Source organism: Segetibacter koreensis DSM 18137 (assembly GCF_000374045.1).
GTDB classification, from domain to species: domain Bacteria; phylum Bacteroidota; class Bacteroidia; order Chitinophagales; family Chitinophagaceae; genus Segetibacter; species Segetibacter koreensis.
The window spans coordinates 379,269-395,414 of sequence record NZ_KB893314.1 but is presented as its reverse complement, the minus strand read 5'-3'; the positions used below and the strand labels follow the sequence as shown (position 1 = coordinate 395,414).

General features: G+C 37.9%; 13 protein-coding genes. 6 read left to right on the top strand and 7 right to left on the bottom strand.

From position 1 onward, the window contains the following. Window positions 1-111: 111 nt before the first annotated feature. The 3 genes from B154_RS0101765 to B154_RS0101755 all read right to left on the bottom strand — a co-directional run bounded on the left by B154_RS0101765 (window position 112) and on the right by B154_RS0101755 (window position 4,049). Complete coding sequence (locus tag B154_RS0101765; RefSeq protein ID WP_018611364.1) at window positions 112-879, bottom strand: succinate dehydrogenase/fumarate reductase iron-sulfur subunit; 768 nt, start codon at window positions 877-879, stop codon at window positions 112-114. Between the two features lie 189 nt (window positions 880-1,068). Beyond that, on the bottom strand, window positions 1,069-3,042 hold the full coding sequence (locus B154_RS0101760; protein ID WP_018611362.1) for a fumarate reductase/succinate dehydrogenase flavoprotein subunit: 1,974 nt from the start codon (window positions 3,040-3,042) through the stop codon (window positions 1,069-1,071). Between the two features lie 296 nt (window positions 3,043-3,338). Then, window positions 3,339-4,049, bottom strand: coding sequence for a succinate dehydrogenase cytochrome b subunit (locus B154_RS0101755; protein WP_018611360.1), 711 nt, complete (start codon window positions 4,047-4,049; stop codon window positions 3,339-3,341). A 197-nt stretch (window positions 4,050-4,246) separates the two neighbouring features. On the opposite strand from B154_RS0101755, the gene B154_RS0101750 reads away from it, so the two are divergent. Beyond that, window positions 4,247-4,894 carry a class I SAM-dependent methyltransferase gene (locus B154_RS0101750; RefSeq protein WP_018611359.1) on the top strand — a complete coding sequence of 216 codons (648 nt, stop codon included), beginning with the start codon at window positions 4,247-4,249 and terminating at the stop codon, window positions 4,892-4,894. A 14-nt stretch (window positions 4,895-4,908) separates the two neighbouring features. Here B154_RS0101750 and B154_RS0101745 read toward each other — a convergent pair whose 3' ends face one another. Then, a complete protein-coding gene (locus B154_RS0101745) occupies window positions 4,909-5,544 on the bottom strand; it encodes a rhomboid family intramembrane serine protease (RefSeq protein ID WP_018611358.1) in 636 nt (211 codons plus the stop codon). Window positions 5,545-5,564: 20 nt separating this feature from the next. Further along, window positions 5,565-6,038 (bottom strand): 23S rRNA (pseudouridine(1915)-N(3))-methyltransferase RlmH, encoded by a 474-nt coding sequence (locus B154_RS0101740; protein WP_018611356.1) that lies wholly within the window; start codon window positions 6,036-6,038, stop codon window positions 5,565-5,567. Between the two features lie 295 nt (window positions 6,039-6,333). Here B154_RS0101740 and B154_RS0101730 point away from each other — a divergent pair, with 295 nt between their 5' ends. After that, the gene (locus B154_RS0101730; protein WP_018611352.1) at window positions 6,334-7,149 is read left to right on the top strand and encodes an enoyl-ACP reductase FabI; all 816 of its coding nucleotides are present in this window, start codon (window positions 6,334-6,336) and stop codon (window positions 7,147-7,149) included. An 85-nt stretch (window positions 7,150-7,234) separates the two neighbouring features. On the opposite strand, the gene B154_RS0101725 is transcribed toward B154_RS0101730, so the two are convergent. After that, entirely contained in the window at window positions 7,235-7,456 is a 222-nt protein-coding gene (locus tag B154_RS0101725; protein WP_018611350.1) for a DUF2795 domain-containing protein, read from the bottom strand. A gap of 164 nt (window positions 7,457-7,620) precedes the next feature. Between B154_RS0101725 and B154_RS0101720 the strand changes: the two genes are divergently transcribed. Beyond that, window positions 7,621-8,301: an ABC transporter ATP-binding protein gene (locus B154_RS0101720; protein ID WP_018611349.1), complete on the top strand. Its 681-nt coding sequence runs from the start codon at window positions 7,621-7,623 to the stop codon at window positions 8,299-8,301. 53 nt (window positions 8,302-8,354) lie between these two features. Here the strand turns inward: B154_RS0101720 and B154_RS0101715 are convergent, their stop codons facing one another. Further along, on the bottom strand, window positions 8,355-8,918 hold the full coding sequence (locus B154_RS0101715; protein ID WP_018611347.1) for a cob(I)yrinic acid a,c-diamide adenosyltransferase: 564 nt from the start codon (window positions 8,916-8,918) through the stop codon (window positions 8,355-8,357). Between the two features lie 287 nt (window positions 8,919-9,205). Here B154_RS0101715 and B154_RS0101710 point away from each other — a divergent pair, with 287 nt between their 5' ends. The 3 genes from B154_RS0101710 to B154_RS0101700 all read left to right on the top strand — a co-directional run bounded on the left by B154_RS0101710 (window position 9,206) and on the right by B154_RS0101700 (window position 16,124). Continuing rightward, entirely contained in the window at window positions 9,206-11,443 is a 2,238-nt protein-coding gene (locus tag B154_RS0101710; protein WP_018611345.1) for a Tex family protein, read from the top strand. A 198-nt stretch (window positions 11,444-11,641) separates the two neighbouring features. Then, a complete protein-coding gene (locus B154_RS0101705) occupies window positions 11,642-14,749 on the top strand; it encodes a SusC/RagA family TonB-linked outer membrane protein (protein ID WP_018611343.1) in 3,108 nt (1,035 codons plus the stop codon). A 28-nt stretch (window positions 14,750-14,777) separates the two neighbouring features. Continuing rightward, window positions 14,778-16,124: a RagB/SusD family nutrient uptake outer membrane protein gene (locus B154_RS0101700; protein ID WP_018611341.1), complete on the top strand. Its 1,347-nt coding sequence runs from the start codon at window positions 14,778-14,780 to the stop codon at window positions 16,122-16,124. Window positions 16,125-16,146 lie beyond the last annotated feature (22 nt).

Genomic DNA, 16,146 nt, shown 5'->3' with positions numbered 1-16,146 from the left:
ATTTCATTAAAAAGGCCCGGTTTTATCCGGGCTTTTTTAATGAGACTACTTTTGCCTGGCCAGCTTCGCATCTTAATAGTTTGGCCTTGCGTAAATGTTATTATTTTGGTACTAATCTTTATCCGAAGAAAGGCTTGCAGAAAGATATTCTGCATTTAATCTTGCTATGTTAGTGATTTGTATTTCTTTAGGACAAGTTGCTTCACAGGCGCCAATGTTAGTGCATGAGCCAAACCCTTCCTTATCCATTTGAGCAACCATGTTTATTGCGCGGGATTTTCTTTCAGGGTGTCCCTGTGGTAAAAGGGCAAGGTGGGAAATTTTTGCTGAAACAAACAACATTGCCGAAGAATTTTTACAGGCAGCAACGCACGCTCCGCAAGCAATACATGCAGCGGCAGCAAAAGATTTATCTGCCTTGTCTTTATCTACCGGAATTGAATTGCCATCTACCGCATTTCCTGTATTTACGCTAATGTAACCTCCGGCCTGTATGATGCGGTCAAAAGCAGAGCGGTCAACCACCAGATCTTTTACAACAGGAAAAGAATTTGCACGCCACGGTTCAACCACAATAGTTTCTCCGTCTTTAAAAGCTCTCATATGTAGTTGGCATACTGTCGTAGCTTTCCATGGTCCATGAGGTTTCCCATTAATGTACATCGAACAAGATCCACATATACCCTCGCGGCAATCGTGATCAAATGCTATCGGGTCTTTGCCTTCATTTATCAGATCTTCATTCAGTACGTCTATCATTTCCAGGAAAGACATTTCAGAAGAAATATCTGTAACCTTATAAGTTTCAAACCCACCTTTTGCGTTCACATTTTTCTGACGCCAGATTTTTAAGGTAAGATTCATATTGTAATGTTCCATAAGCCCAGATGGATTAATTTGAAATTTTGAAATTTTGAAAATGCAAACAAGAACTGATGCAGCAAACCGGTTATCCGGGTTTAACGAAGAAATAATTTAGCCAAAATGCTTTTATTTCTTTGTCGCATAATTTTAAGCCAAAATGAGATAGATTATCCTTTAAAGTACCACATTTTTCATACTTTGAAATTACTTGTAACTCCGCTGCGTTGGCTTCACCACCTCGTACACAAGGTCTTCTTTATGCAATTCCCAGTTATGGTCACCTTTGTATTCCCAGGCTGCGACATACATATAATGTGCGTCGTCACGTAGTGCCTCACCTTCTTCAGTCTGAAATTCTTCTCTGAAGTGTCCGCCGCAGCTTTCGTTTCTTTGAAGTGCATCTAAACACATCAGTTCACCCAATTCTATAAAATCAGCTACACGGCCGGCTTTATCAAGCTCGTTGTTCATTTCATTTATTTCGCCGGGAATTCTTACATCACTCCAGAATTCTTCTTTTAATTGCCGTATCTCAGTTATTGCTTCCTGTAGCCCTTGAGCATTTCGTGCCATGCCACATTTGTCCCACATTATTTTTCCAAGGCGTTTATGCAGACTTTCTACAGAAGTTTTACCCTTAATATTCATCAGCCTGTTTAACCTTTCTGCTACCTCTTTTTCTGCCGCAATAAATTCGGGGTGATCAACAGACATCGGGGCAACACGTATTTGGTCAGCAAGATAATTGCCTATTGTATAGGGTATAACAAAATAACCATCTGCTAAGCCTTGCATTAGTGCAGATGCACCCAAACGGTTTGCACCGTGATCACTAAAATTTGCTTCACCTAAAGAATATAAACCCAGTACAGTTGTTTGCAATTCATAATCAACCCATATACCACCCATAGTATAGTGAACGGCAGGGTAAATACGCATGGGAACCTCATATGGATTTTCTCCTGTTATCTTTTCATACATGTCAAACAGGTTACCATATTTTTCTTTTACCACTTCCTTGCCCATCGCAATTATAGCAGCAGGATTAGCATCATGTATATCTCTTTTACCTGCTTCAATCTGCCCATATCGGTTAATAGCATCAGCATAGTCAAGATATACTGCCTGTTTTGAAGTGCCTACTCCATAACCGGCATCACACCTTTCTTTAGCTGCTCTTGATGCTACATCTCGTGGCACAAGATTGCCAAATGCAGGGTATCTTCTCTCTAAATAATAATCTCTTTCATCTTCAGGAATATCTGCAGCCCTGCGGGTATCATTCTGTTTTTTAGGAACCCAGATGCGTCCATCGTTTCTCAAGCTTTCGCTCATTAACGTCAGTTTACTCTGGTGTTCACCGCTGACAGGAATACAGGTAGGGTGAATTTGTGTGAAGCAGGGGTTAGCGAAAAAAGCCCCCTTTTTGTGAGCTTTCCATGCTGCTGTTACGTTGCTGCCCATCGCGTTAGTAGATAGGTAAAACACGTTTCCATAGCCCCCTGAACACAACAGAACTGCATATCCTGAATGTCTTTCCAATTCCCCGCTAACCAGGTTGCGGGCAATAATGCCGCGAGCCTTTCCATCAACAACAACAACATCAAGCATCTCATGACGGTTATACATCTTTACATTGCCTAATGCTATTTGTCTTTCCAGCGCCTGGTATGCACCGATCAAAAGTTGTTGCCCTGTTTGCCCTGCCGCATAAAATGTTCTTTGCACCTGCGTGCCACCGAAGCTTCTGTTGCTTAACAATCCGCCATATTCACGCGCAAAAGGAACACCCTGCGCAACGCACTGATCGATGATATTTACACTCACCTCTGCAAGCCGGTGCACATTTCCCTCTCTTGATCTGTAGTCGCCACCTTTTATCGTATCATAAAATAAACGGAAAACGCTGTCGCCGTCATTTTGATAATTCTTTGCCGCATTTATACCACCTTGTGCAGCAATACTATGTGCACGACGCGGACTGTCCTGATAGCAAAATGCTTTTACTTTATAACCAAGTTCTCCCAAAGAAGCTGCTGCCGATGCGCCCGCCAGTCCGGTACCAATAATAATGATTTCCATCTTCCGCTTATTGGTAGGATTAACCAGTTTGCAATGGCCTTTATAATCCAGCCACTTTTGCTCTAAAGGTCCCTCAGGTATTTTTGCATCTAACATATGTGCAATTTGAAAAATTTGATAATTTGAAAATGTGCCAGTTTAAAAATGTGTTAGCTGTTAGCTATCATTTTATCTTTTGTCAACATCGTTGTGTCACTCACTTGTACAGTTGCATCTTCATATAACCTTTTACAAAAGTCTGCCGTTGTTTGTTGATACTTTGTAAGAAAAATTATAGTTATTTTTCGAAAGTAAAAATCCCTTTTGTATTAAGTATTCTGATTATCTCAAAATCCCTATAGTCCCGTTTCAACCAACTATATCAATAATCAATAAGCCTCGAAAGCCTATTTCTATTTTACCCAACCTAAATAAATACTTATAGGCATCATGGCAAAAGCTGCACTTACAATAATTGCAAAGCCACGACCCAGGTGACGTAACATTTTTAAATACCGGTTGTTGTGAAGCCCAATCGTTCTGAAAGCACTTTCGAAACCATGCATCAGGTGATATGCAAGTGATATGCATCCTAACACATATAAAATAACGATCAAAGGATTTTGAAACACCTGTATCATTTCTAAATAAAGATTATGATACTGTTTCCCTAACCCGTTTGAATAATCAATTTCCTGTAGAGGCTTTATATTAGCTATCCCGCCAAGGCGTGAAGGAACCCAAAAATGATAAATATGCATTATTAAAAACAGCAAAAGCAAGGTACCAAGTAAGCCCATACTGCGGCTGTACCATTTGCTGCCGCGATTTCCATATTCCACTGCGTAGCCTACTTTTCTTTTAGAATTATTTGCAGCAGTAAGCACAAGTCCCTGAATAGTATGAATAATAATTCCGGCAAAAAGAACAACCTCCATTATTCTTATCACAAGCATAGAAGCCATAAAATTTGCTCCTGTATTAAACATTTCGCCATTATCATTTGCCCAGATACAGGCATTTAAACCAACATGAACAACTAAAAAAGTAATAAGAAAAATACCGGTAATAGCCATTACAAATTTTTGCCCAATTGAAGAAGTGAACATTTGCTTCCAGGTCATATAGCCATTTTGATTTTAAGAATTGCGTTGCAAAAATAGCACACGAATTTGAAGTAAAACTTTTTTATTCTCAAATATTTTAGAGAGTTACACTTCACGTTTACCAGCGAAGAAATTGCACATGGTCTAGACTCACCTTACGTCCAATTTGGGGATACTAAAAAAAACTGCGTAAAACAGGCTTAATTTTGATTGTTATGAAAGGTAACTACGATAATGTTGCCCTGTTTTACGATTGGCTCTCGCAGCTGGTGTTTGGAGGTGCTATTATGCAGTCTCAGGTATTTCTTGTCGGTGCTATTCCCCCTGACTGCTCTATCCTTATAATTGGGGGTGGGGCAGGTCAGATTCTTGAAGAAATTTCAAAAAAACATGTAAGCGGATTAAAAATAACTTACGTGGAGATTTCTGAGAAAATGATCACCCGTGCTAAAAAGAAGGATGTTGGAAATAACAGTCTGGTATTTATCAATCAATCCATACTGGATGTTATATTGCCAAAACAGTTTGACGTAGTGCTGACTGCTTTTCTTTTTGATAATTATTCAGCAAAAACAGGTAAAATAATTTTTAATAAAATTGACTCTTTTTTAAAGCCCGGTGGCCTTTGGCTATTTACCGATTTCCAAATAAGTGAGAAAAATAATTTATGGCAAAAGTTATTATTAAAATCCATGTACTTTTTCTTCAAAATCTTATGTGAAATCGAAGCTACCCACCTGCATGATTTTAGTTGGTTTTTTAGTGAGTCAAAATATAAACTTGTTTCTATTCAAACGTTTTTTAGAAAATTTATTTATTCAGCTATTTATTCAAAGCCGGGGAGAACTGAAAGCGAAACTTAGCAATTCTCCTTTACTTACGAATTAAAGCCTTTTATCTGGTAAATGAAATTTTGTAAAACATCATAAGGAGAAAAGAGATAACCAAAAATAATGAGCAAAATAACACCAGCCAATGCTCCAAATAAGTGAGCAGAGTGATTAATATGTCCTGCTCCTTTCTTGTCGAGATATGCGGTTATAGCAAGGTATATGAAGCCAAAAATGAAACCGGGAATTCCAATAGGAATAAACATTATACCTATTTTTTGGAGAGGTGATAAAAATATACCGGCAAATATAACCGCTGATATTGCTCCACTGGCTCCCAGGCTTTTGTAATAATAGTTGTCCTTGTTTTTAAAATACGTCGGAAGCAGGCAGACAAACTGCGATATCACATATAAGGCTACATACAGCAATGGACCCATTGGGCCAAATAAATATTTGAAGTTTGCTTCTACATATTCGCCAAAGGAATAAAATGAGAGCATATTAAATATGAGATGACCCATATCCCCATGTATTAAGGCTGCAGAAAAAAACCTGTACCACTGGTTTCGGTTGGTGACAGCCGGAGGATCAAAAATAAAATCATCGATGATCTTTTGATTTGAAAAGGCTATAAAAGAAACTATGGCGGTAATAATAACTATAATTAAAGTAATACTCATGATGCCGGCAAGATAATGATTTATTGATGATGGTATTTTTCGTTTCTAATGATTGTGCACGCCCGGTAGATCTGTTCTGACAGTATAAGTCTTACCAACTGGTGAGGGAAAACCAGTTGCGAAAAAGCCCAAATGAAATTAGCTCTCGATTTTATGTTTTCATCAACACCAAAGGCACCCCCAATTAAGAAGACAAGCTGGCGAACGCTACTGTTTGCCCTGCCCTCTATAAATGCAGCAAGTTGCGGAGAAGTCATTTGTTTTCCCTTCTCATCAAGCAATACCAGGTAGTCTTCTTTTTGAAGTACTTGCAATATAGTTTGCGCTTCATTTTTTTTTATGTCGTTTTCGCTTGTATTAACAGTTTGCCTTGCAGGCGTAAAAATCTTCCATTCAACCGGGTAATATTTTGATATTCGCTTTGTAAACTCATCAACCCCTTCCTTTACATAACTTTCATGGGTTTTGCCAACTGACCATAACTGTATTTTCATAGCTCAAAGTTAATTTGAACAAAATAGTATCTGGCGGAGCAACTTTGTTTACACAAAAATTTATGTTCATTCCGGTATTTTATTTTCTTTTTCTTGCAGAAAATAAGAAAAGCATTGTCAAAAAAAATGGTTGTTAGTAGTGGATAAAATTCAGGAAAGTAGAATTGCAAAAACAGTTTTTACAATATTTAATCTATTTTGAGGAAATTATAAAAAAGAGAATTTATATTCTTTTTCGGTTTATCAATTGAATTTCTATTTTTACCACTTCTAAATAAAAATAAAACAATATATAATGGCCTACAATTTACTGAAGGGAAAGAAAGGCATCATCTTCGGTGCACTTAATGATCAATCGATAGCATGGAAAATAGCAGAAAAATGTTTTGAAGAAGGTGCGCAAATTGTGCTGACTAATGCCCCGATTGCTATGCGGATGGGCGAGATAAACAAACTTTCAGAAAAATGTGGAAATGCTCCTGTAATTCCTGCTGATGTTACCAGCAATGACGATTTAAAAAATTTAATCGAAAAAAGTCTTGAGCATTTTGGTGGCCCCGTCGATTTTATCCTACATAGTGTTGGCATGAGTATGAATATGCGTAAAAACAATCCTTATACTTCTCTTAATTATGATTTTACCCATAAGACTTTCGATATCTCCGCTATCAGTTTTCACCGTGTTTTACAGTTAGCCTACCAGATGGATGCAATAAGCGAATGGGGAAGTGTTGTCGCCCTTACTTACATTGCTGCACAGAGAGTGTTTCCAGATTATAATGAAATGGCAGACGCAAAGGCTTTATTAGAAAGTATTACAAGAAGTTTCGGCTATCAATATGCTAAAAAGAAAAAAGTTCGTATCAATACAGTAAGTCAATCGCCAACACGTACCACTGCGGGCAGCGGGGTAAAGGGTTTTGAAGGATTTATTTCTTTTGCTGAAAAAATGAGTCCTCTTGGTAACGCTTCGGCAGAAGATTGCGCCAATTATTGCGTTACTTTATTTAGTGACCTCACCAAAATGGTGACCATGCAAAATTTGTTTCACGATGGTGGGTTTAGTTACACAGGGGTAACTGCCGAAGTAATTGAACAGATGGAAAAATAGTCCGCAATAAATTTAAAAGAAAAACCATTCTGCTTTTAACAGAATGGTTTTTTTATAATGCATAATAAAATCCCTTAAGAAGGGTCTAATACTCGTCTTCGTTAAACATAAAGTCATCCTGGCTCGGGTAATCGGGCCAGATGTCTTCAATACTTTCGTACACTTCCCCTTCGTCATCTAATTCCTGCAGGTTTTCAACCACCTCAATTGGTGCACCTGAGCGAATGGAATAATCAATAAGCTCATCTTTTGTTGCTGGCCATGGTGCTTCTTCAAGATAGCTGGCTAATTCAAGTGTCCAAAACATCTTTGGTGTATTTAAATTTTTGCAAATGTAGGCGTATATATGATATAACCAAATCAAGCTTTCCCAAAGGGCTGTTATATTAAAATTTTGCTTAAATGAGCTACACTTTGATAGTAACTTGTAGGTTTGTGTAATATTGAATAATTATCTGAACAGAAAGTTGCATGCTAACAGCAAAAAATATTTTTAAAAGTTACGGATCGTTGCAGGTGCTTAAAGGTGTAGACCTTACCATAACCAAAGGTGAGATTGTGAGTATTGTCGGTTCTTCAGGAGCAGGAAAAAGTACATTATTACATATTTTGGGTACTTTAGATACTGCTGACAGCGGAGAAATTTATCTTGATAACAATCGGATTGACCTATTAAAAGGAAAGCAACTGGCAAGATTTAGAAATACGCATATTGGTTTTGTTTTTCAATTTCATCATTTGCTTCCTGAGTTCAATGCACTCGAAAATGTTTGCATTCCCGGCTGGATTGCAGGTGCAAAAAAGAAAGCTGTTGCTGACCGTGCCATGAAATTGCTGGATACGTTACATCTTAGGGACCGTATGGAAAATAAACCCCAGCAACTGAGCGGGGGAGAACAGCAACGGGTCGCTATCGCAAGAGCGTTAATAAACAACCCTCAAATTATTTTTGCTGACGAGCCTACGGGAAACCTTGACAGTAAAAATGCTAAAGAGCTACATGAGTTGTTTATCCAGCTTCGGGACCAGTTCAACCAGACCTTCTTAATAGTTACGCACAATGAAGAACTTGCTGCCTTAAGCGACCGGACAATTCACATGAAGGATGGAAAAATAATAGAACCAATTTTAGAAAATGGACCTGTAATTTAATGTGCGCAAGCCCCCAAATAAAAACACGCATTTTATCATTTATCGATAAAACTTTATATAATCCTGGCTTTCCATACAATTTCCTGTATGTTATTAACATGACCTATATACCGGGCTAATACAAAAAGATAATCGCTAAGGCGGTTGAGATATTTTATAACAAGAGGCTCAATAAAACTTCCGTTTTCCTTCATACCTACACACAATCTTTCCGCACGGCGGCAAACACAACGTGTAATATGAGCGGTAGACACAGCGATGTGGCCACCCGGAAGTATAAAATTCTTCATCACCGGCAGCACTTCATTCATTTTATCCATCTCATTTTCGAGAAGTGTTATATCTTCTTCTTTTAAATCCGGAATTTTCATTAAAGGTTCTTTATCGGGGTCGCAGGCCAATGATGAACCGATCGTAAATAACCGGTCCTGTATTTCTTTTAGAATAGCTTTTGTTGCACTGTCATCCACATAATCACCAACAAGACCAATAAACGAATTTAGTTCGTCCACCGTTCCATAGCTTTCAATCCTGGTATTGCTTTTCGGCACTTTGGTTCCACCAATAAGTGATGTCCTTCCCTCGTCGCCTGTTTTTGTATAAATTTTTGTAGACATTATTGTTTTTTCCTTTTTAATACATTTAAAGTGATATTTGAACGAAACGTCAGAAGATAAAATTTTCCTCTGCCGCACCTAATACTTCTAAGACAAAAGTGTAGAAATTTTGTTTGCAATAAAAAATATCTGAAAAAATCTTAAAGAGGGGTTATAATCTCATCTCATTAATGCTATCACATAACGAAAATCATTAAAAGAAAAATCGAAAACCTAAATTGTATTCTTTGCATCTTTGCTGCTTCGCTTGTAGGCGGAAAGATTTCAATAACAAAAGATATAATAAGATGGAATTTGCTCAAAGTATCTCAGCTAAATTAAATATAAGAACTGTGCAGGCAGAGACAGTGTTGGCTCTGCTGGAGGAAGGCTCTACGATACCATTTATTGCTCGGTACCGCAAAGACAAGACTGGAAACTTAGATGAGATTCAAATTTTGCAAATACAGGAGGAAGCGAAGTTTTTGAAAGAGTTTCATGAAAGGAAAACTTTTATTGAAAAAACAATTGCTGAACAAGGTAAGATGACTGAAGAGTTGCAGGGTAAACTGGATATAGCGACTACAGTTGCAGAGCTGGAAGATATTTACCTGCCGTACAAACCAAAACGCAAAACAAAAGCACAAACGGCCCGGGAGAACGGTCTTGAACCTCTTGCCTTACTGTTGATGGAGCAACGAGATTTTGATATAGAGGCCAGGGCGGTTGAATTTATAAATGAAAATGTAAAGTCTGCCGAAGAAGCTTTGCAGGGCGCACGCGACATTATCGCCGAAACCGTAAACGAAGATGCAGATGTGCGTTCAAAAATACGTAAGCTGTTTGAAGATGAGGCAACACTGCAAAGTAAAGTGGTTGCGGAAAAAGAGACCGAAGGAATAAAGTATAAAGATTATTTTAATTTTTCTGAACCTATTTCTAAAGTTCCGTCTCACCGTATCCTCGCTATACTTCGTGGTTTTTTAGAAGGATATTTGCGAATTGGAATTTCGCCGGCTGAAGAAACAGCCATTGAACTTATTGAAAATAAGTTTATTAGAGGAATGAGCAATTGTAATGAGCAAATTAAAAAAGCAATTAAAGATGCTTATCGCCGTTTACTGCAGCCAAGTCTTGAAACAGAGTTCAGAACACTTTTAAAACAAAAAGCAGACGAGGAAGCGATAAATGTATTTGCAGAAAATCTAAGGCAATTATTATTAAGTTCTCCTTTAGGCAGCAAAAGGATTTTAGCAATTGATCCGGGGTATAGAACAGGCTGTAAAGTTGTTTGTTTAGATGAAAAGGGTGAGTTAAAAAAGACTGGATTGATATTTATTCATGAAGGAAATAAACAGTATGAAGCAGAACACATTATTAAAGATTTTGTTTCAAAATACGACATCGAGGTATTTGCCATAGGCGATGGAACCGCGGGAAGAGAGACAGAGCAATTTATAAAAAAACTAAATTTAGGTTTGCCCGTATTCCTTGTAAATGAAGACGGTGCATCGGTTTATAGTGCATCAGAGACAGCTCGAGAGGAATTTCCTGACCAGGATGTAACAGTAAGAGGCTCAGTTAGTATAGGCAGAAGGCTGATGGACCCATTAGCTGAATTAGTAAAAATAGACCCAAAAAGTATTGGGGTAGGCCAGTACCAGCACGATGTAAACCAGTTTAGGCTGAAAGAAAGACTGGACCAGACTGTAGTAAGTTGTGTAAATACTGTTGGAGTAAATTTGAATACAGCAAGCAAGCATTTATTAAGTTATGTAAGTGGCATTGGTGATACTCTTGCATCCAATATAGTAAAGTATAGAAATGAGGCGGGTAGATTTACGAGTCGAAAAGAATTATTAAAAGTCCCAAGATTAGGCGGCAAAGCTTTTGAGCAATGTGCAGGTTTCCTTAGAATTAAAGAAGGTGAAAATCCGTTAGATGCAAGTGCCGTGCATCCTGAAGCCTACCCGTTGGTAGAACAAATGGCAAGAGACTTAAATGTTGAAGTAAAAGAGTTAATTGGCAATGAGGCATTAATAAAGCAGATAAATGCTAAAAAATACGTAACAGAACAATTTGGCGAACTGACTATTAAAGATATTTTAAAGGAACTTCAAAAACCTGGTCTTGATCCGAGAAGTGAAGTACAACAGTTTGAATTTGCAAACATTTATAAAATTGAAGATGTAACAGTGGGAATGGTAGTGCCGGGAGTTGTTACGAACATTACCCGTTTTGGTGCCTTTGTAGATATTGGCGTAAAACAGGATGGATTGGTACACGTGTCGGAGATATCAAATAAATATGTTACAGATCCTAATGAAGCATTAAAACTAAACCAGCATGTACAGGTAAAGGTGTTGGAAGTAGATGTTGCCAGGAAAAGAATTGCACTGTCAATAAAGCAAGCCCAGGAAGCTCCGGCAAAGAAAGAAAAACCTCAACTCAAATCTTCTGAACAAAGTTTTAAAAAACGTGAAAAACAAGCTGAACCCACAATGAATGATGCTCTTGCTCTACTAAAGAAAAAATTTGGAAAATAACAGTACGATCGGCCGGTTGTAAAGTATTAACCCTAAAACTATTTAAAGTCATTTGCCTCTACATCCTAAAAAATTATATGTATGGTTATTCTTGGTTCTATATAGATAGCAAATAATAACATGTGACCTTTTTGTTGAATTAAAGTGAAAAAGAAATAATTTTGAGCAAATCTTTAACAAAAAAGTAATTTTTAGCACATGAGAGAATTAAAGTTACTCCTTTTATTCTTTGGAATCTTTTTGTCGCAACTTATTCATGCCCAAACAAGAATTTCAGGGAAAGTAGTAGATATTAAAACTAATGCGCCCATAGGCGGCGCGACGGTTTCGGTAAAAAACAATACAAATATTTCAACGGCAACCGCCGAAGATGGAACGTTTAGCTTAAATGCTCCTGCAAATTCAAAATTAATTATAAGTTTTGTAGGGTTTAAATCGTTGGAAATTCCAGCATCAGCGGCGGCACTACCTATACAGTTATCGCCAGGTGAAACTACCCTCAACGAGGTGGTTGTAGTCGGCTACGGTACAAGCCTAAGACGCGATATTACCGGATCTGTTGCAAAAGTTGCTGCCCGTGATATTAATAACACTCCTGTTACCAGCTTTGAAAGCGCTATACAGGGAAGAGCATCAGGCGTTTTGGTTCAACAACAAAATGGTAAGCTTGGCCAGGGAATTAATATTCGAATCAGGGGTGCCTCTTCTGTGTCTGCTGGTAATGAGCCATTATATGTAGTAGATGGGGTTCCTCTTATAACTGATAATTTATCTAGTAATGACGCACCTACCAATGCGTTAGCCGATTTAAATATTAATGATATAGAGTCTGTCGAAATTTTAAAAGATGCATCTTCCGCAGCAATTTATGGTTCGAGAGCTTCAAATGGCGTTGTAATCATTACAACTAAAAAAGGTAAAGCCGGAGCATCAAAAGTTGAATTTAGTTATTTTACAGGTACACAAAACCCAACCCGTAAGAGGGAGTTTTTAAATGCTCAGCAATATGTTGATTTTTTTGAACAGGCAGCAGTAGGTCGGGGTAAAATAGATTTTCTAAATGACCCTACGGCTTTTGCTAATGTTCAGGAAGCGATTGATGCCAGGAAAGCGGTAGTAGAAAGTCGTTTTACGAGGTATTCGGCAGGTACAGATGATTGGAAGACAGGTAAGGTTAATACAAACTGGCAAGACCAGGCTTTTCAAAAAGCTCCAATATCTCAGTACGATATAAATATTACAGGTGGAAATGAAAAAACAAAAGTTTATGCTTCAGGACAATATTTAGATCAAAAAGGTATTCTTATTAAAAACGCTTACAAACGTTACTCAGCCCGGCTAAATATGGATCATCAGTTAAAAGATTGGTTAACTGTTGGTATGAACATGAACTTTGCGAGGTCGGAAAATAATCGTTTGTCTGACGACGACCAGTTTTCAACACCTTTACAAGTAATAGCACTGGCGCCTATTACACCTTTAATAGATCCCCGTACGGGCTTACTTAGCGGATCATTAGACTTAGCCACAGGGTCCCCTAATGCAAACTATCCAACTTATTACAATCCGTTGTTAAGTGCGGATAATTCTTCTTATAAAACACTGGTAAACAGAACTATTGGTAACGTATATGGAAACGTGAACATTACCAAAGGGCTGACTTTTAGAAGTGAATTTGGTATAGATCAGCTCATCCAGACGGAAAAAGTTTATTACGGTAGATTAACAGCACGTAATACAGGTGTTCCCAATGGACTTGGTTCATATAGAACCACGCAGGTTTTTGATTTAAATACCAATAATTACTTCCATTACAACTCAACGTTCAACGATTTGCATAATTTGGATTTGGTGGGCGGTATGAGCTTTCAAAAACAAACGAATCAATTTTCACGTGCTGATGCGCAAGACTTTCCTAGTGACGCTTACCAGGACCTGTCTAGCGGAGCAACTAAAATTGAAGCAACTACTTCAACTACAGAGAATACTCTTTTATCTTATTTCCTGAGAGCGAACTACAAATTCAACGACAAATACTTAGTAGCATTAAGCGGACGGGCAGATGGATCTTCCAGGTTTGGAGTTAATAACCGCTACGGTTTTTTCCCGGCTGCATCTGTCGGATGGATATTGACAAAAGAACATTTTCTTGAGAATACCAAATGGCTAAGCTTTTTAAAAGTAAAAGCAAGTTATGGATTAACAGGAAATCAAAATATTCCTGACTTTGCGTCTTTGAGTTTATTTACCGGCAAAGGAGGATACGGTGGGGTAGCCGGGCAGAAGCCTGCCCAACTCGGTAATCCTGACCTGAAATGGGAAACTACAGAAGGTGTTGATCTAGGTTTAGAAGCAAGTGTATTTCAAAATCGTGTAAGTGTTGAGTTTGATGTTTATAAAAGGAATACAAGAGATCTGTTGTTAAATGTTGAAATTCCCGGTACATCAGGTTTTTCTACACAGTTTAGAAATAAAGGAAACCTGAATAATAAAGGAATCGAGCTTGCTGTGAATACAACCAATGTTGCTTCAAAAAATTTCAGGTGGACAAGCATGCTAAATTTTTCCGCCAACAGAAATAAGATCACCAACTTAGGTGGACAGGTGATTGGAACAAGTGTAAATAAAGCCATGGAAGGACAGCCATTGGGAATTTTTGTAGCAAAAGAATTTGCCGGAGCAGATCCTGCAAATGGAGATGCGCTTTATTACAAAAACACACTTAAAGATGGAGTGAGAGATCGCACCACTACTAATGATGTTAACCAGGCTGAAGATGTAATTATTGGAAATCCAAACCCAAAATTTATTTATGGTTTTGGTAACACTGTAACTTATAATGGTTTTGACCTTGATGTGTTGCTTCAGGGCGTGTATGGAAGTCAAATCTATTTTGGTGGTGGCCAGTATATGTCTGCCAGTGGTAGCAATGGATATGACAACCAAACAGTGGATCAACTAAAAGCCTGGAAAAATCCCGGGGATGTAACGAATGTCCCTGAAGCAAGACTTGGTTTAGCGAATGGTACTGATCCTTCCAGCAGGTATATTTCTACGGGCTCCTACATGCGTGTAAAGTCAATTACATTAGGCTATAATCTTCCTGCACGTTTTGCCGGAAGAATTAAAATGGATAGACTAAGGGTATATGTAAAGGCAATGAATTTATTTACTATAACAAAGTACGGAGGATGGGATCCTGAGGTTAATGCAGATTACCAGGCATCTAACATTAATCAGAATGTCGACTTTTATTCTGCGCCACAGGTGAAGAGTATAGTCTTTGGCTTAAACGTTCGTCTCTAATCCCATAATTGTAACAAATAGAATTATAATGAGAAATAACATAGTAAAATTATTAATATTATCCTCGCTTATTATAACAAGCTGTAGTAAGGAGTTAAATACAAAACCTACTACTGCTATATCTGAGGCAGAAGCATTAAAAACGAGTAGTGATGTAAATGCGGCTCTGGTAGGTGCTTATACAGATTTTGGTGCTTCTTATTTTTTTGGTGGAAGAATCTTTCTTGAAGCAGATCTGTTAGGTGATAATAATGAGATTGATTGGGAAGGAACTTACCAGCAATTGACTCAAATGCACAACAAGGCTATACCTGTAGAAAATACTTTCGTCGCCAATTCATGGCTCGCCGGATATACGGCTATTAATGATGCAAACAATGTCTTAAGTGCTGTAAGCATTGTAGATACTACTGCAAGAGACCGTGTACAAGGTGAAGCGAAATTTTTAAGAAGTGCCTCTTTCTTCGAATTGGTTAAAATGTATGCAAAAGACTGGAACGATGGAAATCCTGCTAATAATCCCGGTGTGCCACTTGTTTTAACGCCAACTAGAGAAATAACTTCAGAAAGCCAGGTAAAAAGAAATACAGTAGCTGAAGTTTATCAACAGGTTATCACTGATTTAACTGATGCCGAAGCCAAGCTTCCCGCAGCAAATGGTTTTTTTGCCACTAAGGGAGCAGCAGCGGCTATGCTCGCAAGAGTTTACTTGCAACAAGGTGATTACAATAATGCTTTACTTGCTGCTGACCGGTCAATAAAAGAGTCTGTAACTGTAGATGGTAACCCGGTGGAATTAGCAGGCACGTTTGCAGCAGCTTTTGGAGAAAAAAATACTCCGGAAGATATTTTTGCTGTCCAGGTTACAAATAGTTCAGGAATACAGGGCTTCAACGAGTTTTATTCATCTGCGCAAAGAGGAGATGTTTTGATATTAGATACACATTTAAATATGTATCAACCAAATGATGACCGTAAGAATCTTTTTTATACCTTATCGGGTTCAACATATAGTGGAAAATTTGAACAGCTTTATGGGAATGTTCATACTATTCGTCTTGCAGAAATGTTACTTGTACGTGCAGAATGTAATTTCAGGTTAGGCAGTTCAGTTGGGGATAGCCCGTTAAATGATATAAATAAAATAAGAACAAGGGCAAAACTAACACCCCTGTCAGAAGGTCAATTAACTCTGAATGAAATTCTTAAAGAACGCAGACTCGAACTGGCTTTTGAAGGATTCAGGCTTGATGATGTTAAAAGATTAAAAGAAAATGTAGGCAACTTGCCATGGAATTCTCCTAAGTTAATTTTCCCAATTCCCGCTAGAGAAATAAGAGCTAATCCAAATCTTACGCAGAACGAAGGTTATTAATCCTTTTGCGTGATAAATAGAA

Bases quoted from the DNA above. Each gene is read 5' to 3' on its own strand.
- B154_RS0101765 (WP_018611364.1), bottom strand. From the start codon at position 879: ATGGAACATTACAATATGAATCTTACCTTAAAAATCTGGCGTCAGAAA.
- B154_RS0101760 (WP_018611362.1), bottom strand. From the start codon at position 3,042: ATGTTAGATGCAAAAATACCTGAGGGACCTTTAGAGCAAAAGTGGCTG.
- B154_RS0101755 (WP_018611360.1), bottom strand. From the start codon at position 4,049: ATGACCTGGAAGCAAATGTTCACTTCTTCAATTGGGCAAAAATTTGTA.
- B154_RS0101750 (WP_018611359.1), top strand. From the start codon at position 4,247: ATGAAAGGTAACTACGATAATGTTGCCCTGTTTTACGATTGGCTCTCG.
- B154_RS0101745 (WP_018611358.1), bottom strand. From the start codon at position 5,544: ATGAGTATTACTTTAATTATAGTTATTATTACCGCCATAGTTTCTTTT.
- B154_RS0101740 (WP_018611356.1), bottom strand. From the start codon at position 6,038: ATGAAAATACAGTTATGGTCAGTTGGCAAAACCCATGAAAGTTATGTA.
- B154_RS0101730 (WP_018611352.1), top strand. From the start codon at position 6,334: ATGGCCTACAATTTACTGAAGGGAAAGAAAGGCATCATCTTCGGTGCA.
- B154_RS0101725 (WP_018611350.1), bottom strand. From the start codon at position 7,456: ATGTTTTGGACACTTGAATTAGCCAGCTATCTTGAAGAAGCACCATGG.
- B154_RS0101720 (WP_018611349.1), top strand. From the start codon at position 7,621: ATGCTAACAGCAAAAAATATTTTTAAAAGTTACGGATCGTTGCAGGTG.
- B154_RS0101715 (WP_018611347.1), bottom strand. From the start codon at position 8,918: ATGTCTACAAAAATTTATACAAAAACAGGCGACGAGGGAAGGACATCA.
- B154_RS0101710 (WP_018611345.1), top strand. From the start codon at position 9,206: ATGGAATTTGCTCAAAGTATCTCAGCTAAATTAAATATAAGAACTGTG.
- B154_RS0101705 (WP_018611343.1), top strand. From the start codon at position 11,642: ATGAGAGAATTAAAGTTACTCCTTTTATTCTTTGGAATCTTTTTGTCG.
- B154_RS0101700 (WP_018611341.1), top strand. From the start codon at position 14,778: ATGAGAAATAACATAGTAAAATTATTAATATTATCCTCGCTTATTATA.